This is a genomic window from Microbulbifer variabilis (genome assembly GCF_052468405.1).
This window is the reverse complement of the sequence record NZ_CP174343.1, coordinates 2,888,051-2,906,761: the sequence shown is the minus strand read 5'-3', so window position 1 is coordinate 2,906,761 and position 18,711 is coordinate 2,888,051. Positions and strand designations below refer to the sequence as shown.

The following is an 18,711-nucleotide window of genomic DNA, read 5'->3' as shown; positions in this document are numbered from 1 at the left end:
TGCAAAAAAGTGCATATCGTTGCCCAGCAGGATAACAAGAGCCTTTGACGTGAAACAGTGACCTTTCCGGTCGAATTCAGTGATCAATTCCTGACGTTTTATTAAACTATTTGCGTCCCATTCTCATTTGGCGGAGATGTCTGTTTTTAAAGGGATTTTCATCTGTTTATTTACACAGCCAAAACCGCGAGAAGCTGCTCTCGCAGCCAGCGATTGGCGGGATCTTCGTGTAGATTTTTGTGCCACAACAGGTGCCAGTCCATCAGGGGTATTTGGAATGGCAGCTCGAATAGACGGGCAGAATATTGACTGGCCAGACTCGCCGGTACTGTTAGAGCCAAGTCGGTACGTAACACTACCAAAGGCGCCACTCGGTAGTGCTGTACTCGAAGTTTGATATTGCGTCGCCGCCCCAGTTTGTTCAGAGCTATATCTGCCAACCCAGGACCCGTGCGCCTACTGGAGACATGGATATGTTCCAGCTGTAGATATTGATCCAGTGTCAGGCTTGACTCCCCGGCCAAGGGGTGCCCATTGCGCAACATACAGAGATAGCGGTCTTGGTGCAGGCGCTGTTGCTGCAGCTGGGGTGCTGTTGCCAGAGGAATATCCAGGGCGAAATCCAACGTATTGGCGGCCAGTTCTTTTGCCAGCTGATCCCTGGGCACGTGGAATGACTCTACTGTTACACCCGGCGCCTCTTTTTCCAGGCGTTCCAAGAGGGGCGGTAGCAACAGGGTTTCTGCCATATCGTTCATAGACAGTCGCAATGTTTTGCGTGCCAGGGCGGGGTTGAACTGGCGGTGTTCATTCAGGCTGGTACCAAGCAGGGAAAGGGCCTGCTGCACCCTGGGCATAATGGATTCCGTAAGGGGGGTGGGAGTCATGCCGGATGGGCCGCGAATAAATAGTGGGTCGTCCAGGGTACGGCGCAGTCGTGCCAAAGCATTACTCACCGCAGGTTGGGTGATATGCAACTGTTCAGCCGCACGGGTGAGGTTGCCCGCGCTATAAATGGCCTCCAGAACCAGGAACAGGTTCATATCCATTTTTTGCAGCTGCATAAGTGCCCCATTCATAACTATTGTGAATGATCACATATTCGCATAATAAACTTTGATGATTCAAACGAGAGGGCTAGGGTTGGAGCTCCATAAAAAGAGGAACTCGCTGTGGCCGAATCAATTGTGGTGCGCCATGGACAGGCGTCCTTCGGCGCCGATGATTACGACAATCTCTCCGATGTTGGCTGGCAGCAATCCCGCTGGCTGGGAGAATACTGGCGGAAGACTGGCCAGAAATTTGACCGGATTTTATGTGGCAGCCTGCGCCGCCACCGGCAGACCACCGTGGGCATTTGCGAAGGTCTTGGCATCGATTTAGACAGCCACTTGACGGTAGTTTCCCAGTTGGATGAATTTAATTTCCATGAGGTGGCGCGTCTTTACAGTGAAAAAAATTCCGCAGCTACCCCCGGCCCCAACGCACCCCGTGCCGATTTTTACCGTTTTTTGATGCAGGGCATGCTCGCCTGGTCCGCAGGGGAAATTGCTCCTGCAGAGAGTTGGCAGGCATTCGAAAATCGCATTCGTGAAGTTTTGAATTTCATCAGCGATACCCCCAAAGGCAGTAAAACCCTGGTAGTCAGTTCCGGTGGGGCTATTGCCATGATGGTGCGGCAGGTATTGGGAGGTCCTCCCGAGTCGGTGATCAAACTCAACATGCAGATACAGAATACCGGCACTACCCGTTTTTTCTCTAGCGCAGGGCAGGGCCTTAGCTTGAACAGTTTTAACCACGTGCCTCATTTGGAGAGAGAGGAGCGCCACACTTCCGTGACTTACAGCTGAATTAAAACCTACAACGCAATTAAAGGTGAGAAGACATGGAGTTTGAATATTCAGAAAAGGTAAAGGGCCTGTTGGAGCGGCTCAAAAGCTTTATGCAGGAATATGTATATCCTGCTGAGAGTACTTATATTCAGCAGTTACAGGATGATCCCTGGGGCGAGCCCCCTATTATGGAGGTTTTAAAAGAAAAGGCCCGGGAGGCTGAGCTGTGGAATTTATTCTTACCCGACTCCCGCTATGGTGCCGGCCTTACCAACTTGGAATATGCGCCTTTGGCGGAAGAGATGGGGAAGGTCTTATTTGCCTCAGAAGTTTTTAATTGCAGCGCCCCGGATACCGGGAATATGGAAGTACTGACCCAGTACGGATCGGAAGCGCAACGGGAAACCTGGCTGAGGCCATTGCTGGAAGGCAATATTCGCTCGGCATTCGCCATGACCGAACCCAGGGTAGCCTCTTCCGACGCCACGAACATTGAAACTTCCATCGTGCGCGATGGCGATGAATATGTGATTAATGGTCATAAATTTTATATTAGTGGCCTGATGAATAAGCGCTGTAAGGTCATGATTGTGATGGGCAAGACCGATCCCGCTAATCCGGATCGGCACCGCCAGCAATCTCAAATCCTGGTTCCCACCGATACCCCTGGGGTAAAAATAATTCGGCCCATGCGGGTATTTGGTTACGATGATGCCCCAGAAGGTCATGCGGAGGTGATCTTTGATAATGTGCGGGTGCCCGCGTCTAACCTGATTCGCGGAGAAGGGCGTGGTTTTGAAATAGCTCAGGGACGTTTGGGGCCGGGCAGAATTCACCATTGCATGCGCCTGATTGGCCAGGCCCAGCGCGCCCTGGAAATGATGGCAAGCCGCGCGGAAAAACGTATTGTGTTTGGTCGCCCCATGAGCAAACAGGGGTCTGTGCGGGAGGATATTGCCAAGTCTGCCTGTGAAATTGAGCAGGCGCGTCTGCTAACTTTAAAAGCTGCAGCGCAAATGGATCGGCTTGGCAATAAAGCGGCCAAAGACCTGATCGCCATGATTAAAATTGTTGCACCGCAAATGGCCTGCAAAGTGATTGACCGCGCTATCCAGATTCACGGTGCGGCAGGGTTGAGCCAGGACTATAGCTTGGCCCACCATTATGCTTACGCGCGCACTATCCGTTTAGCCGATGGACCGGACCAAGTGCATATGATGCAGTTGGGACGCAACCTGGCTGCGCGTTATGCCATAGAGACTGCACAGGGAGAGGAGCATGTCTGAAACAGTAAAGGAATCCCGTAGTTCGGTGGAAGCTTTGCCACTGGAAAAGTTGCGCGAATACCTCAGCGCAAATGTTGAAGGTTTTTCCGGGCCACTGAAAGTGAGTAAATTCTCTGGGGGTCAATCCAATCCCACCTTTAAGCTGGAAACCCCTTCAAATACCTATGTATTGCGCCGGCAGCCCCCGGGAAAACTATTGAAATCCGCTCATGCTGTGGATCGTGAATACCGTGTTATGTCTGCTTTGGCTGATACTGATGTACCGGTACCCAAGGTTTTTCATTTATGTGAAGACCGGGATTTGATCGGTTCCATGTTTTACCTGATGGAATACTGTGAGGGGCGGATCTTCTGGAATGCTTCAATTCCCGAAGTGGACGCCCCTGCGCGCAGTGCGATGTACGATGAAATGAATCGAGTACTCGCTGCTTTACATAGTCTCGACATCGACTCTTTGGGGTTATCTGATTACGGCCGCCCAGGAAATTATTTTCAGCGGCAGCTGGAGCGTTGGACGGGGCAATATCGGGCTTCCGAGACACAGTCTATTGCGGCGATGGAAGAGTTGATCGAATGGCTTGGCAGTGCGCTACCGGAAGACGATGGTCGGGTAGCTCTGGTACACGGTGATTACCGCCTCGACAATATGATTTTCCATCCTAAAGAACCCAAAGTTATCGCGCTGCTGGACTGGGAGCTTTCTACTTTGGGCCACCCGTTTGCGGATCTTGCCTATCAGTGCATGCAAATGCGTATGCCTGCTGGGGGCGACAAGATGTCCGGGTTATTGGGGCTGGATATTGCTTCGCTGGGTATTCCCTCGGAGCAGGCTTATGTGGCCAAGTATTGTGAGCGTATGGGGATTGAGGGCATTGATCACTGGCCTTTTTATTTAGCGTTTAGTTTTTTCCGCCTGGCGGCGATAGTCCAGGGAGTAGCCAAGCGCGCACAGGATGGAAACGCCTCAAATCGCAATGCGGCGAGCCTTGGTGCGCTGGTGGCGCCACTGGCACAAACGGCAATGAGCATCGCCAGCGAGGCGAGTTAGTTAGAAGGTCATCTCGATACAATTTATTTCGCTTTTGGGAAAATGATAAGGATAAAAAATGGCAAAGAGTCTTTTTGATCTCACCGGAAAAATTGCTCTGGTAACCGGTGCGAGCCGAGGCATTGGTGAGGCAATTGCAAAACTGCTGGCAGAGCAGGGCGCCCATGTATTGGTATCCAGCCGGAAAATCGAAGGCTGCCAAGCCGTTGCTGATGCGATTGTCGATGCCGGTGGTAAAGCAGAAGCGATGCCCTGCCATATAGGCAATATGGAAGACATCCAGAAAGTATTTTCCGATGTTCGCGAGCGCTTCGGGCGGCTGGATATCCTGGTCAACAATGCGGCTACCAACCCCTACTTTGGTCATATCCTCGATACCGATCTTGCGGCATTTGAAAAAACGGTTGAAGTGAATATTCGCGGCTATTTCTTTATGTCTGTGGAGGCGGGCAAGTTGATGCGCGAACAAGGTGGTGGTGTGATTGTGAATACTGCCTCCGTGAATGCCCTGCAGCCTGGCGTGGGCCAGGGGATCTACTCCATCACCAAGGCGGCAGTAGTCAATATGACCAAAGCCTTTGCCAAGGAATGTGCCCAGTTCAATATCCGTGTTAATGCCCTATTGCCTGGGCTGACCAAAACCAAGTTTGCCGGGGCGCTTTTTACTCACGAGGATATTTATAAAACTGCAATCGGCCATATCCCCATGCATCGTCACGCTGAGCCTGAGGAGATGGCGGGCACTGTGCTCTACTTAGTTTCTGATGCGTCCAGTTACACCACGGGGGAATGTGTAGTGGTGGATGGCGGAATGACTTCCTGTGGGGGAATTTAACATGCAAGATCCAATATTGGATTTCGGCAACCAGGTTGCCCTAATTACTGGCGCCGCCAGTGGTTTTGGCAAGCTGCTGGCTAAAGAATTGGGATCTCGTGGAGCGCGCCTGGTGCTTGCAGATATCAATGAAGAGGGCCTGATGCAACTCGCCGATGACCTGGGTAGTGATGGTATCCAGGTGCGCGCTCAACGCTGTGATGTTTCCTCTGAAGCGGATTGTGTTGCTCTCGTGCAACTGGCTGAGTCCGAATTCGGCGGCCTGGATATGGCGGTAAATAATGCCGGTATCGCTCCGCCGATGATGTCTCTGAAGCAGACTGACGAAGCGATGATGGACCACCAGTACAATGTAAACCTGAAGGGCGTATTTTTCGGACTCAAGCACCAGCTGCCATTAATGAAAGATCGTGGCGGTGTAGTGCTCAATGTATCCTCTATGGCTGGACTGGGTGGCGCACCCAAAATTGCCTCATATGCAGCCGCCAAGCATGGGGTTATCGGGCTGACCAAAACTGCGGCGATGGAAAATGCCAAATATGGCATTCGGGTCAATGCCATTTGCCCATTCTATTGCCTGACGCCTATGGTGACCTCTGTGGAGGCCCCTGGGGCCAGCCCGGAAGAGGTACAGGCTTTTCTCGCCGAGGGTTGCCCGATGAAGCGTCTTGGCGAGCCTGAAGAAGTGGTAGCGGCTATGTTGATGCTACTCTCTCCGAAGATGACTTATGTTACGGGCCAGGCACTAGCGGTGGATGGCGGTTTATCGGCATACTAGCTCCTTTGTGCTAGTAATATCGAGGGCAGCCGCAATCTCATTGCAGCTGCCCCGATTTGTTAATCCCGCTAAAACACAGAAGAAGGAACCTTCTATGCCTACCCTAATTCCGCCAGAGAGAATTGGTGAGTTTATCGGACTGGAAATTGAACCCACTCACTGGTTGGAGATAGATCAGCAGCGCGTTAATAATTTTGCTGAATGTACTCTGGATCGGCAATTTATTCATGTTGACCCTGAAGCTGCAATGCAGACACCATTTGGGGGGACTATCGCTCATGGATTCCTTACTCTGTCACTGCTATCGCATTTTATAGAGAAGCTCGATATTCAGATTGAGGGAATGCATATGGTAGTAAACTATGGACTGGAAAAGGTTCGATTTATTCGGCCAGTTAAAGTCGGTAGCCGAGTCGCTGTAAGGGCAAAAATCTGTGATATCAATGAGAAAAAGCAGGGCCAGTTTTTGATCAGGTTACAGGCAACTATGGATATCGAAGGAGAGGTCAGGCCGGCATTCGTGGCGGAGTGTTTGTTTCTACAGCTGACCAAATAACAAATGGTAGGGGCTCAGCTTTATTAAAGGTCTTTAGCCCAGGGGAAGACCTTTCTTTCTTTGTTGGAATAAATAACTTCTATTTGTTTTTTTGTATCAAAATCACCTATATGAAGCTCATGTTCTACCGCGTCAGCTTCGTGTTTCCAGCGCAGCTCATAAGGGCCGGCTTCACTGATATTAAAAGAAAAACGGCCATTTCGATCACTCCGGGCAGTTGCAATGCGATCCCAACTTTGCATCGACATTATCGGTTCATTCAAACGAAGTAGATATAGATCCAGCCCTGCTTTGGGTGAGCGTGTCCGCTCTGTTAGGACCCTGCCTTCCAATACTTTATTGACAGCAGTCATTATTTATAGAGATGCCAGGGATTGGCGCACAATATTCAAGTGGGAAACGGGAATCCCTTTCTTATAGTAGGCACCGGTAAAGTTGACCTGCTGCACTTGAATAAAATTTGATATCAACGGGCTCCCCCAGTAAGGATTTCTTCCCCACCAGCCATAACGTCCAGCGCTTCTCGGATTTCTCTGAAAAAAATTGTGGGCCTGGAGGACGTTGTCATACAGAAGGTGGAAAGTCCTACTATCAAAAATGCTGTGTGCATCAAAGACCACCAAGTGATTTAGAGTGACCCCAACACGACCGAGCATATTGGCAAGCTTAATTGCGGAGGTACCTCCGCGGCTATAGCCAAATAGCATCAGGCTTTTTTTCTGCCTAGCCTCTTGGACAAGATACTTTCGAGCCCGGCGCTTCTCGCCTGGGCCAAACATGCTTCCACCCATTTCATTGATCAGGGCGCTGAGTGCTCGGTTGTCTCCCGCACTTGGGCCACCGGCACCGTAGATACCAGCCACGGCTAGGCTATTTTTTAATACTGGATTTTTGCCTGGTTTTTCGGTGGGCAGTTTTTTGTCAATCAAGGTCATTTCAGTAAAGCCAAACTGCACTTGAAAGGTTTGCCTTAATTACGACTTCCATCTGTAGAGTCGATTGGTAAACCGATACCCGGATTTCAAATAGGAGCTGCGGTAATACACAAAACTGACTGTCGCTAGTGCAGGATGCGACAGCGCTTTTGTGCGAATTTGCGCAGCTCACGAGGTAAGGGTTGTTCTGCTGTGGTCCTCTGTTGTAATCGCCACTCTTGGCATAGAGCAATATAGTTTCCCGCTGTAACCTGATTTCTCAATGCCTGCCAGGGGTCTTCCTGTGTTTCAGACTCTATTTGAGGAGGCTGCCACCGGGCGATTTCCAATTCGGGTTGAGGACTTTCGTTGTCTGGGGTCATCCTTGGGGTCAGGGCTCCCAGGTGCTGTGCTGGATGCACCAACATTAAGATGGCAGCGATGGTGGCGCAGCCGAGTGAGGCTCTGGACAGTATTCGGCCGATATCTTTTTTCGGCTGTAGCCTTTTTGCTTGCTGTAACACCTGGGTATCCAGTTGCTGCGGGGAGGTAAAAGCTGACACCTCTTCGCGATATTGGTGCTCCCAATTGCTCATGCTTCTACCTCGATCACTCTTCTATAACCTCCACTTGCCAGGGTTTTGGTTGTACTCCGTACACCAGCGTTTCAATTTGCTCCTTTGCCCGATGATAGTATTCCCGACACTTTTTCAGGGATATCTGCTCAATATCTGCGACAGTGGCGAGGGAAAGCTTGCACTCCATATGGAGAAGCAAAATGTTGCGCTGCAAGGAGGGAAGTTTCTGGATAGCTACGAGCACGGCACTTTTTCGGTAATCGACTGCAGTAGACTTGTGCTCGTTCAATGCTTGTTGTTCACGCAGAGCTTTGTTGATTTGAATAAATAACCAGTTGCGAAAAAGCCTGCCATGTAACTGTGGCGGGTTTTCCAATATTTTTTGCCAGAGCTCTTGTAATATTTTTGCGGAAGAGGCTGGCGCCATTTGTATTGAATAGCGATACAAGGCGTCTTTGTGGCGCGTATAAAGTTGGTGAAATACGACAGTTTTACGCGTTTCCTTGTAGTGATCGAGGAGCGCTTCGTCTGTCAGGTGTTGAAATGCTTTGCGGGACAAGTTGTCGCGCCTCCGTACGCGGATAATCCGAGCTCTGGTGGCTTCTGGAGCCTGGGTTTATACGGCGTTGATAATGGAAATTGTAGTATGTTTAAGCGTCTTACATATTTTCTCAGGCACCGGTGGACTCTGGTTTTTTAGAGGTTGGCTAAGAGTCTTTGGGCTTGCGAAGTATAGATGTCCGTTTCTTACCCGGTTTTACATCGGGTAACGGCCAACGCCAGTTTTTGACGAGCGGTTGATTGTCGCTTTAAGCCTTTTTTAAAGGGGAGATGGCGCAAAAAGAAATATTATGTCTGGTGGAAAAATTATCGAAGTAGTAATTCTGGTAGTGGCAGAGGCAGCTGCTCAGGACCTTTGCCTGCGCGTAAGTCGGTCAGCCTGAGCCCGACACCTAGGAGACGAATAGGGTTCGGCCGTTTTTCCCAGCACTCTTGTAGCAGCTGCCGAAACTCAGAGATTCTTCCCGCGCGGCTACTGCGCTCATGGGTACTCTGGGTAAAGTCCGCGTATTTTACTTTTACGGTGGCGCCATTAACTTCGTAGCGATCGCCGAGCTTTTCCACCCGTTCCAATAGGCGCATATAAAGTGCGCTTAATTGCTCCAGCCATTCCTCAAATTCACACAGGTCTTCACTGAAGGTGCGTTCTACACTGACGCTCTTACGTGCACCGTCACCACTAACCGGGCGCTCGTCGATACCACGGCTCAGTTCATAAAGGCGGCGGCCAAATTTACCAAAAAGTTTACTTAACTCGATTTGAGAATAACGTCTCAGATCCGCGCAGGTATGAATGCCTTGGCGATGCATTTTTTCAGCGGTTACCCGGCCGACACCATGGATTTTGCCAACCGGCAGGCGCACAACAAATTGATCTACTTCGTCGGGGGTAATAACTGTGAGGCCGTCGGGCTTACGCCAGTCACTGGCAATCTTGGCCAGGAACTTGTTTGGCGCCACCCCAGCGGAGATGGTGATACCCAGGTTGTCTTTTACCCTCTGGCGGATTTCTTCAGCAATGAGAGTGGCGCTGCCCTGGCAGCGAGCACTATTCGTGACATCCAGGAAGGCCTCATCAAGGGATAAGGGTTCAATATCATCGCAGTAGTCGAGGAATATCTCGCGGATCTGCCCGCTAACCTCCCGGTATTTAGCCATGTTACCGGGTACTACAATCAAGTCAGGGCAGAGTTTCTTGGCCTGGGCGGTAGGCATAGCGGAGCGCACCCCATAGCTGCGCGCTTCGTAGTTGCAGGTGGAAATAACCCCACGGCGGTCACTGCTACCTCCTACAGCCAGTGGTCGCCCACGCAGGTTGGGATCGTCTCGCATTTCAACCGACGCGTAAAAACAATCACAGTCGCAATGGATAATCTTTCGCATGCTGTGATTATATACAGTCTTTTAGGGCGCCAGGAAGTCAATTGTGTCGCTGGGGCCGGAGCCAGTTAATAACAGCCAGGTTAACAGGTAGGTGAACGATGAGCAGCATCCCTTTGGTGGAGAGCCCGGATGGTGACGAGGAGGTCAGGGTTTTTGCAGAGATTCAGGATCAGCTGGGCGGCATACCGAGCCTGTTTCGCGTTTATGCACACCACGAGGGGTTGCTTAAAGCCAATTGGGACAAGTTTAAGGCGGTCATGCTGCACGGTTGCCTGTCTGCCCAGCTGAAAGAAGCTATCGGGCTTGCTGTTTCCGCGGACAATCATTGTGACTATGGCATCTATCATCACAGTACATCTTTGCAAATGCTGGGAGTGGATGCTGCGGAGATTATGCGCATCCGTACCGACCCCAAAAACGTGCATTTTTCAGAAAAAGAACATGCTCTGTTCGATCTGGCCCGCAATGCCAACAGTGCCCCTGATGATCATCGCCGGCACTTGATCGCTGAAGCGCGAAAGCTAGGGGCCAGGGATGATGAGCTGCTTGAAGCATTGGGAGTGATGGAACTGGTTTCGGGCTTTAACCACCTGGCAGAAGTACTAAGTCTGGTCCCGACTCGCACACCACACCAAAAGTAACCCCGGCACATACCGGGGTTACTGGCTGAATCCCTGAGCTACTTGTCAGGCAATACTATTTGGGCGGCCTGGATTTACCGAATATCAGTGCCAGTACGAACAGCACAATAAAGATAAAGAAGAGAATTTTAGCGATTTCCGTCGCCGTGGTGGCAATACCACTGAAGCCAAAGAAGGCGGCGATCAAGGCAATTACCAGAAAGAGTATGGCCCAGCGCAACATGGTGATAGCTCCCAATGTGAGTACGGGAGTGGGCCGCAGAGTTCAATACCCGGCTCCCATTGGCCCTATTGATAATGTCGTCTGCTGTCTCTTACAAGTTTTCGATTTTCTCGCTCTCTGCTATTTGGGCGAGAGTAACAAAACGAAATCCTTGCTGGTGGAGTTGAGTGCTGATCAGCGGGAGGGCCTCAATAATCTGCTCACTGTGTTCATACATGGGATGAAACATCACCACACTGCCATCGGTAGCGTTTTCTGCCACATAGTCGGCAATTGACTCAGGTTCACTCATGTCGACATGAAGGCGGGGCTCAAGATCCCATTCAGCCAGCTGGAACTCCTGTTCTTCCAGTAAATCACTGAGCTCAACGGATATATTGCCAAATGGCGGCATAATCATTGGGCGTTCCTGGTAGCCATGGCTTTGGAGTAATTTACAGGTTTTTTTGATTTCCTCCTTAGCACTGCTTAGGGGTAGTTCAGCCAGGTTGATGTGGGAGTAACCGTGATTTCCCAGCTGGTGACCGGCATTAATAATGGCGCGAGTTTGTTCGGGAAACTGTTCCATTTGCATGCCGACAGGAAAAAAGGTGGCTTTGATTTGGAGTGCATCGAGTTGCTGTAATAGGGACTCTGTTACCCCGGGTACGGGGCCCTCGCCAAAGGCCAGGGCAATCTGTTTTTCCTTCCCAGTATTAGCCAAAGTGGCTAGAGAAAAGCTTAAATAAATAATTGAAATCGCAGTTATAATTATTCTCATTTAGCTATCCTGCTTTATTAAAGCTCAAAAATGAAAAAAGCCGTCAGTGACGGCTTTTTTGTAGGCTGTTATCGCTCGAGAAGCTCGAGCTTACCCTTCTTACCATCCCATTCCTCGGCATCTGGTAATGGGTCTTTTTTCTCAGTGATATTGGGCCAGACTTCAGCGAGCTCAGCGTTCAGCTCAATATATTCCTGCTGGTCATCAGGAACTTCATCCTCCGAGAAAATCGCATTGGCGGGACACTCCGGTTCACACAGGGCGCAGTCAATACACTCGTCGGGGTGAATAACCAGGAAGTTGGGGCCTTCGTAAAAACAGTCTACCGGGCAAACCTCTACACAGTCAGTGTATTTGCACTTAATGCAGTTTTCCCCAATTACGAATGTCATGTTTGTCCCTCGATAGTGCCACTGAATTCTTCGTGCAGCGGATTTTATCAATTACTGGCGCGAATTGTAGTGGCTTTTCAGTCGATTTAGTTCACTGTTTATAACAAGTTGCGTTGGACGACAGCTGTCGCCCAAGTCTTCACTTCAATAGCTTGCGCAAAGAGTAGAGTGCTTCCAATGCCTGACGTGGCGTCATATCGTCCGGGTCCAGCCCTTCCAGGGCATCTACCGCCGGGTGGCTGGGGCTGCCGAACAGATCAACCTGCTGGGGAGAGCCGGGTGCCGTAGCCGCTGGAGCTACCGCTGTTTCCGGTTCCTGCCTGGGGGCCGGCGCGGGTTTGGAGAGAGGAGCCGGAACATCTACTGATTGGACGCCGGCCTCCAATGCTGCAAGGCGGGCGCGGGCTTCGGTAAGCACATCTGCAGGAATACCCGCCAGCTTGGCGACCTGCAATCCATAACTTTTAGACGCGGGCCCTTCCTGAATGCGGTGCAGGAAGACGATACCTTCACCGTGCTCAGTGGCATCCAAATGGATATTGGCTGCTTCTGCACATTGGCTGGGTAGATCGGTCAGTTCGAAGTAGTGAGTGGCAAAAAGGGTAAAGGCGCGTACTTCCCCTGCCAGATAGTGAGCACAGGCCCAGGCCAGGGAGAGGCCATCGTAAGTACTGGTGCCGCGGCCAATCTCATCCATCAGCACCAGGCTGTGCTCGCTGGCATTACGCAGGATATTAGCTGTCTCGGTCATCTCTACCATAAAGGTAGAGCGGCCACCGGCCAGGTCATCGGCGCTGCCGATACGGGTGAAGATACGATCCAGTAGACCGATCTGGGCGCTGTCTGCGGGAACATAGCTGCCGCAGTGGGCCAGCAATGCAATCAGCGCAGTTTGGCGCATATAGGTAGATTTACCACCCATGTTTGGACCGGTAATGACCAGCATGCGTCGGTCGTCGCGAAGCTCGATATCGTTGGCTACGAAGGGTTCGTCTAAAACTTGCTCGACTACCGGGTGGCGCCCGCCGGTAATATGCAGACCCGGCTCGGTACCCAGTTCGGGGCGGCAGAGGCGCAAGTCGTCCGCTCGCTCGGCCAAACAGGCCAATACATCCAGTTCAGAAATACCGGCCGCAGCGGCTTGCAGCTCTGCCAGGGACTCATTTAGCTGATTGATCAGTTCCTCATAAAGTGCTTTCTCCCGAGCCAATGCGCGGCTCTTGGCGGAGAGTGCCTTGTCCTCGAACTCCTTTAATTCCGGAGTAATAAAGCGCTCGGCATTTTTCAGGGTCTGGCGGCGGATATATTCGGCTGGCGCTTTGTCACTCTGGCCCCGGCTGATCTCGATAAAGTAGCCATGCACCCGGTTGTAACCCACTTTTAAGGTTGGGATGCCTGTGCGCTCTTTCTCTCGCTGCTCCAGCTGAACCAGATAATCCCCGGCGTTCTCGCTGATAGCCCGCAGCTCATCTAAATCTTCGTCATAGCCGGTGGCGATAACCCCGCCATCGCGTATTACGACAGGCGGGTTTTCGATAATGGCCTTTTGCAGAAGCGCCACGGTCTCTGGCCATTCACCGACCTGGCTGCATAACTCTCTGAGCAGCGTGGCATCTGAATCTTCTAATTGCCCCTGAATTTCGGGGAACTGTGCCAGGGATTGGCCAAGGCGTGCCAAGTCGCGGGGGCGTGCAGAGCGCAATGCCAAGCGGCCCAGGATACGCTCCATGTCCCCAACAGGTTTCAGGGCATCACGCAGTGGTTCAAAACCATAATCAGCAATCAGGGCCGCAATAGCATCCTGGCGGTTGCGCAGTGTAGTGAGCTGGCGCAGAGGGTTATTTAACCAACGGCGTAGTAAACGGCTACCCATTGCGGTTTTGCAGCTATCAAAAACTGACAGCAGGGTATTGTCATCGCCGCCGTTGAGGTTTAGGTCGATTTCCAGGTTGCGGCGGCTGGCACCGTCCAAGGCAACTGTTTCATCGCCGCTTTCGGTGAGCAGGCCACGAATATGGGGAAGTTCGGTACGCTGGGTATCCCGCGCATATTGCAGTAGGCAACCAGCGGCGACTACCGCACCGTGCATATGGCTGCAGCCGAAGGCTTCCAGATTCATGGTGCCAAATTGCTGATTCAGCAGGCGCAGGGCAGTTTCCAATTCGAATTCCCAGGGGGCGCGGCGGCGCAAACCGGTGCGGCGCTCAATCTCCGCCGGCAAAGTGAGATCTTCTGGAGCTAGAAGTTCTGCGGGATTATGCCGTTGAACCTGTTCAGCAAGAGCCTCAAGGGTATCGGTCTCTTGCACCACAAAGCGGCCAGTGGCCAAGTCTAATAGTGCCAGGCCAAAACCATCACCCAAGTGAGAGATGGCAGCCAACAGGTTATCGCGACGGTCATTGAGGAGAGCTTCATCAGTGACGGTACCAGGGGTGACAATCCTTACTACTTGCCGCTCAACGGGTCCCTTGCTGGTGGCTGGATCGCCAATCTGCTCACAAATCGCTACAGATACACCAGCCTTGATCAAACGCGCTAAATATCCTTCTGCGGCATGGTAAGGAATGCCTGCCATGGGGATTGGCTCACCGCCTGATTTGCCTCGTGCTGTAAGGGTGACATCTAACAGTTCTGCAGCCTTCTTGGCATCATCAAAGAACAGCTCGTAAAAGTCCCCCATACGGTAGAACACCAGCTCCTGGGGGTGCTGGGCTTTGATGCGCATGTATTGCTGCATCATGGGAGTGTGTTCGGGCTTCGCGGCTTTGGTTTTGCTTGCGGTTTTTGGCATTTTTCTCTAAGAAAATCAGTAAATTACAAAAGTGTTCGCAAACCCCGAGAGCCCCGCAAGAGATACGGCTAGCTCATACTGGGGTAGGGGGCAGGTTTGTTCCAGGGCATAAAAAGCAGAAGCGTTCGATCAAAAATTGAACGGAAAGCCCAAACCTGATGTTCCTGAAGCGCGCAATCTTGGCAGGTCTGGACAGGAAGCCCAGCCCAGAGTTCGAAGGGCTTCTTTTATAGGGGGCGCAGAATAGCAGAGTGAGGGGCAAACCACTATGGATAGCTGATCAACCGCAAGAGGAATGGTTTGTAGCAAACGAATGTATTAAAGAGCAAAGCTTTGATAGGGAAATACGGTGTTTTGATTTTGAGGTAAAACCTCTCACCTTACCTTGCTCTTAAGAGTGTGATGTTACTTATAGGAGGGCCTGGCAGTTAAGAAGATGTAAGGCTAGGTATCTATGTAACTCCTGATTCTTCATAGTGGTGCACAAAGAAAATTATTGGTAGCGCACTTTCCACTAGGACGCATGTACGTAATCAAGTTAGGAAAATACAGTGCTGATAGCTAAATCCCACTTCGTATATCAAAGTTCAAGAGAAGCTTCTCCTACTTCATGAGGAAATTTTCGAACTTGTTGATATTTAAGGGAACTGAAAAATGATACAGAGCAGAGAAAGCTTGGAAGTATAAAGGCGCTGCTATATGTCTACCTGTTTGATTTCGTGACACTTGATGTAGCTTTTTGATTTTGTTGGCTTTTTAAGCGGACTTTGATTTAAGACGGTAGAATTATATAGAGGCTGCTTTTGAATTGGCTGCTATGTCTCTCAGAGGTTAAGAACTAAAGAGTGGAATAACTGAGAACAAAGAGCATCATTATTGCATGACTAGAATACTACTTCCGAAAGTAATATTTAGTGATGCAATTGAAAATTTTGTGGCGGCTATAGATAGGAATGGTTGAAGTGTGTTTTCTAATGCTTGGGATAGTTTTGTAGAAAAATTTCCGGAAGATGAAATTATATCAAGAAAAAAATCGATGTTTTCGTTGATGAGATTGAAAAAAGGGTGGAGCTAACAACAATTAATCTACCTATGCCTACTCAGAGAAACGAAACCTATTACCAGGCCTGGTAAAGCCAAAGGGTAGTGAGATTTATAGATGTTTCAGTTTGGAATATTTCGTTAACCCAATGAATGGTGAGGTCGGCACAATGCTTACGGAACGATCGAAAGATAGCAGAGCAAATCATGGACCAGGACCCGCTTCTGATAAGGAGTTATTTGTCAATGCTATTTCTGATCTGGTGGTAAGTAAAAAGTCTCCGGTAAGTTTTATCAATGACTTGTTTAAGGCATAACAAGGTGATGAATTTCGTTCCAGCCCTACGGACTTCCACCGGACACACCACGCTTCGCATGCTGTTCCGATTATCGCGGAGTTAACTGCCAAAGCCGGGAAGAAATATTGGTAGTATTAATGTTCATGTTGTAGCTTCTATTATTTTTAATAGGCTACGGAAGTCTCATTCCTACGATTCTAGGATCGGAGGAGGGAAAAGAGCGATTTCCCAAAATCAAGAAGACCCTAGATAGCTTTGACTATAATGCATACAAAATTGTATGGTTTATTATGACAGTGGCACTCCCAGTGGTTTATTTAGGGTTCACTGTCGGCTATTTTCAAAGCTGTATGAAAGAAAAGAATATTAGAGTTTTTGGCTATGTGATCGGCGTTCTGAATGTGGCACTGTTATGGGCTGTTGGGTACTACATCCTGCATCATAGTTAACAACGCCAGGCAATAAAGCTCCTGGCTTTCGGCCCTCCGTGGCGTAGCTTACCTTGTGCATATTTTGCATGGGTTGCTACGCTCCCTTTTTGCGCAAAAAGTGCACAAGATAAGCTGCCCCTGCCGGTGGCGTTATGTGTAACTCGAGGTAAGAATGAGTAAGAAGGGCAGGCGCATCTATGTTGCGGTATATTTTATTCTGGGAACAGTTGGTATCCATTTTCTAGACGAAATATATGCTTCCATAATGATGGAATAATTGGCTAGGAATCCGTCTCCAGATTTGTATGCAAATAATCGCGGGTTCCAATACGTAGCATTCTGGGTTACATGGGGCATAGCTTTATCATTCGCCCTAGTACAATCAACAATAATACTCATTAAAGTGCTGAGCAGGGAGCATGCCAAAAACACATAACAAAGCGCTGTTGTCGCCGTGCTTCACGTGGCTGGGGAAGCCTACACTGCATTCCGACTACTCAAAATCTGGTCATTATACATTATGAATAAGACAATTTTCTCTGCAGTACTTTTTTCCATATTTAGTGCAACAAATTTAGTATTCGCTTGCGCCAAGGAAAGTCCATCTATGGAGGACCTATATTCTAAGGAAGGTGTGGAGATATTTGGGCCGTTACTAGTTTCTGAAATTAAGACGCATATAAATAAAAGGAGAAAAGAATTAGGTCTTGATCCTATTTCAGAATCCAAACTTCTTGTAGACGTCAAGGAAAAGCTGACGTTTGGCGATAAAATCTATTTCTTTAAAGAGTCACTCCGTGGCTATTATATGGATGGCTATATTTTAGAGAGAGATGGTTGTGCAATTGAGTTTTTACCGGGTTCGGTAAGCTAGAGATGTATAACAAGCGTAAGCAGTTTGCTATGGCGTTGCGGGCCTTAGCGGGACGCACAGCGCTGTGCATATTTTGTGTAGGTCGGTACACTCCCAATTTTGCACAGCATTGATTACCCCTATTGCGGGCATTAGCTTCTTCTGGGGATTTTATGAATAATATAGATCTAAAAGGAATTTTCTTGGGCGGTTTTCTTGGCCTGCTTGGTGTTGTCGTTATAGCTGTAATCTCAGTGTTTATTAAAATTTTACTATTTGGTTCCCAGCCATATGACGCTCCATACATCACTGAAGAGCTGATTATTTTATTTTTTGCATGTATCTCTAGCTACTTCTGGTCGGGCTTTATAATCTCTAAAATATCCAGAAAAGGTAAATTGCTTAACCCTCTTATCGTCTCTTCAATAATATTAGTGTTAGCGTTTTTCCCAGCACGTGAGGTGCCGGTATGGTATATTTTATTGTCTGGCTTTCTAGCGCCACCATTTTTCTACTACGGTGCTAGATGCCACCTTAAAAGGCTAATCAGACTTTCAAGCAAGGGTGCCGTAAAGGGCACCGCTTAGCTTGGCGTTATACGACCCAAAAGATTTGACTCTTCGTGAGAATCAACCAATGAGAAATCTGGCCATACTGATATTTCAAACGCTTGACGGCGTAATGCAGGCACCGAGCATACCCGAGGAAGACTTTTCAGGCGGTTTCAGTCATGGAGGCTGGGCCAAGGATTATTGGGATGAAGTCATGGAGCAGGTTGGAAAGGAGGCAATGGCGGAACCGTATGATCTGCTATTAGGACGCAATACCTACAATTTGTTTGCCTCGAATTTTGCAAATGTTGAACCAGGTAATCCAGCTGCGGAAAAACTTAATCAGGCAAAAAAATACGTCGTGACATCAAGGACTGATGATCTTACATGGAATAATTCAATTAAGCTAAGGGGCTCGGATGCGGCCGAAGAGGTTGCCAAAATTAAAGAAATGGAAGGACCACTACTACAGGTTCACGGAAGTTGGCAGTTGGTGCAGTCACTTCTCAAGCATAATCTGGTAGATGAGCTGAGACTTTGGACGTTCCCAGTAGTTGTTGGAGAAGGGAAACGCTTATTTGAAAACGGTGACATTTCGTCAAAATACAAACTCATCAAATTTGCGACCTGTCCTTCAGGTGCTTTTATGCACTTCTATCAATCACTAGATGGCGGTGCTGTATAATAAGTGCATGCAAGCGGACACATTACTTACATGGCCGTTGATGCGAGATGTTAACTGTATAAATATAATCAACCACATCTATACCAAAATACTGGTTCCACTATGTGCAAATGGGTAACTATTAACAGTAAACTATTTTTATCAAGCGGAGATCGTTAATAATTGGTAAAACGCCGAGAAACTTATTGCGGTAGAATAGGGTATGCCAGTATTCTTCTTACTTTAGCCTATGTGCAGTGCCTTGTTTCGTCACAGAGGAAAGAGGTTAAGCGA

20 protein-coding genes are annotated in these 18,711 nt (G+C 49.3%); 10 read left to right on the top strand and 10 right to left on the bottom strand.

The window, feature by feature from the left end; genetic code table 11:
• Nucleotides 1–170: 170 nt before the first annotated feature.
• Nucleotides 171–1,064, bottom strand: a complete 894-nt coding sequence (locus tag ACJJJB_RS13330) for a LysR family transcriptional regulator (protein WP_020411374.1) — start codon at nt 1,062–1,064, stop codon at nt 171–173.
• 108 nt (nt 1,065–1,172) lie between these two features.
• On the opposite strand from ACJJJB_RS13330, the gene ACJJJB_RS13325 reads away from it, so the two are divergent.
• The 6 genes from ACJJJB_RS13325 (at nt 1,173) to ACJJJB_RS13300 (ending at nt 6,335) form a co-directional block, all read left to right on the top strand.
• The gene (locus ACJJJB_RS13325) at nt 1,173–1,850 is read left to right on the top strand and encodes a histidine phosphatase family protein (RefSeq protein ID WP_371840131.1); all 678 of its coding nucleotides are present in this window, start codon (nt 1,173–1,175) and stop codon (nt 1,848–1,850) included.
• Nucleotides 1,851–1,885: 35 nt separating this feature from the next.
• A complete protein-coding gene (locus tag ACJJJB_RS13320; RefSeq protein WP_020411372.1) occupies nt 1,886–3,118 on the top strand; it encodes an acyl-CoA dehydrogenase family protein in 1,233 nt (410 codons plus the stop codon).
• Nucleotides 3,111–4,166 (top strand): phosphotransferase, encoded by a 1,056-nt coding sequence (locus ACJJJB_RS13315; protein WP_371840129.1) that lies wholly within the window; start codon nt 3,111–3,113, stop codon nt 4,164–4,166. The genes ACJJJB_RS13320 and ACJJJB_RS13315 overlap by 8 nt, the downstream gene beginning before the upstream one ends.
• A 58-nt stretch (nt 4,167–4,224) precedes the next feature.
• Nucleotides 4,225–5,001, top strand: coding sequence for an SDR family oxidoreductase (locus ACJJJB_RS13310; protein WP_020411370.1), 777 nt, complete (start codon nt 4,225–4,227; stop codon nt 4,999–5,001).
• A 1-nt stretch (nt 5,002) separates the two neighbouring features.
• Complete coding sequence (locus ACJJJB_RS13305; RefSeq protein WP_444946328.1) at nt 5,003–5,779, top strand: SDR family NAD(P)-dependent oxidoreductase; 777 nt, start codon at nt 5,003–5,005, stop codon at nt 5,777–5,779.
• Nucleotides 5,780–5,873: 94 nt separating this feature from the next.
• Complete coding sequence (locus ACJJJB_RS13300) at nt 5,874–6,335, top strand: MaoC family dehydratase (protein WP_020411368.1); 462 nt, start codon at nt 5,874–5,876, stop codon at nt 6,333–6,335.
• A gap of 23 nt (nt 6,336–6,358) precedes the next feature.
• Here the strand turns inward: ACJJJB_RS13300 and ACJJJB_RS13295 are convergent, their stop codons facing one another.
• The 5 genes from ACJJJB_RS13295 to dinB form a co-directional block, all read right to left on the bottom strand.
• Nucleotides 6,359–6,583 (bottom strand): hypothetical protein, encoded by a 225-nt coding sequence (locus ACJJJB_RS13295; RefSeq protein WP_445365032.1) that lies wholly within the window; start codon nt 6,581–6,583, stop codon nt 6,359–6,361.
• Between the two features lie 108 nt (nt 6,584–6,691).
• Nucleotides 6,692–7,270 (bottom strand): hypothetical protein, encoded by a 579-nt coding sequence (locus ACJJJB_RS13290; RefSeq protein WP_444946330.1) that lies wholly within the window; start codon nt 7,268–7,270, stop codon nt 6,692–6,694.
• Between the two features lie 125 nt (nt 7,271–7,395).
• On the bottom strand, nt 7,396–7,845 hold the full coding sequence (locus tag ACJJJB_RS13285) for a hypothetical protein (RefSeq protein WP_444946331.1): 450 nt from the start codon (nt 7,843–7,845) through the stop codon (nt 7,396–7,398).
• Between the two features lie 13 nt (nt 7,846–7,858).
• Entirely contained in the window at nt 7,859–8,386 is a 528-nt protein-coding gene (locus ACJJJB_RS13280) for an RNA polymerase sigma factor (RefSeq protein WP_020411364.1), read from the bottom strand.
• A 308-nt stretch (nt 8,387–8,694) separates the two neighbouring features.
• Nucleotides 8,695–9,771 carry a DNA polymerase IV gene (dinB, locus tag ACJJJB_RS13275; RefSeq protein ID WP_026304883.1) on the bottom strand — a complete coding sequence of 359 codons (1,077 nt, stop codon included), beginning with the start codon at nt 9,769–9,771 and terminating at the stop codon, nt 8,695–8,697.
• Between the two features lie 98 nt (nt 9,772–9,869).
• Here dinB and ACJJJB_RS13270 point away from each other — a divergent pair, with 98 nt between their 5' ends.
• Nucleotides 9,870–10,412 (top strand): carboxymuconolactone decarboxylase family protein, encoded by a 543-nt coding sequence (locus tag ACJJJB_RS13270; RefSeq protein ID WP_444946332.1) that lies wholly within the window; start codon nt 9,870–9,872, stop codon nt 10,410–10,412.
• Between the two features lie 55 nt (nt 10,413–10,467).
• Here the strand turns inward: ACJJJB_RS13270 and ACJJJB_RS13265 are convergent, their stop codons facing one another.
• From ACJJJB_RS13265 to mutS, 4 genes are all read right to left on the bottom strand, one after another.
• Nucleotides 10,468–10,635 (bottom strand): DUF1328 domain-containing protein, encoded by a 168-nt coding sequence (locus ACJJJB_RS13265; RefSeq protein WP_020411361.1) that lies wholly within the window; start codon nt 10,633–10,635, stop codon nt 10,468–10,470.
• Between the two features lie 91 nt (nt 10,636–10,726).
• Nucleotides 10,727–11,395, bottom strand: coding sequence for a polysaccharide deacetylase family protein (locus ACJJJB_RS13260; protein WP_444946333.1), 669 nt, complete (start codon nt 11,393–11,395; stop codon nt 10,727–10,729).
• Between the two features lie 68 nt (nt 11,396–11,463).
• Nucleotides 11,464–11,787, bottom strand: a complete 324-nt coding sequence (gene fdxA / locus ACJJJB_RS13255) for a ferredoxin FdxA (protein WP_020411359.1) — start codon at nt 11,785–11,787, stop codon at nt 11,464–11,466.
• 139 nt (nt 11,788–11,926) lie between these two features.
• Complete coding sequence (mutS, locus tag ACJJJB_RS13250) at nt 11,927–14,578, bottom strand: DNA mismatch repair protein MutS (RefSeq protein WP_444946334.1); 2,652 nt, start codon at nt 14,576–14,578, stop codon at nt 11,927–11,929.
• A gap of 2,291 nt (nt 14,579–16,869) precedes the next feature.
• On the opposite strand from mutS, the gene ACJJJB_RS13245 reads away from it, so the two are divergent.
• From ACJJJB_RS13245 to ACJJJB_RS13235, 3 genes are all read left to right on the top strand, one after another.
• On the top strand, nt 16,870–17,223 hold the full coding sequence (locus ACJJJB_RS13245) for a hypothetical protein (RefSeq protein ID WP_444946335.1): 354 nt from the start codon (nt 16,870–16,872) through the stop codon (nt 17,221–17,223).
• Between the two features lie 152 nt (nt 17,224–17,375).
• A complete protein-coding gene (locus ACJJJB_RS13240) occupies nt 17,376–17,789 on the top strand; it encodes a hypothetical protein (protein WP_444946336.1) in 414 nt (137 codons plus the stop codon).
• Between the two features lie 49 nt (nt 17,790–17,838).
• Entirely contained in the window at nt 17,839–18,438 is a 600-nt protein-coding gene (locus ACJJJB_RS13235) for a dihydrofolate reductase family protein (RefSeq protein WP_353376120.1), read from the top strand.
• The last annotated feature ends 273 nt before the right edge of the window (nt 18,439–18,711 follow it).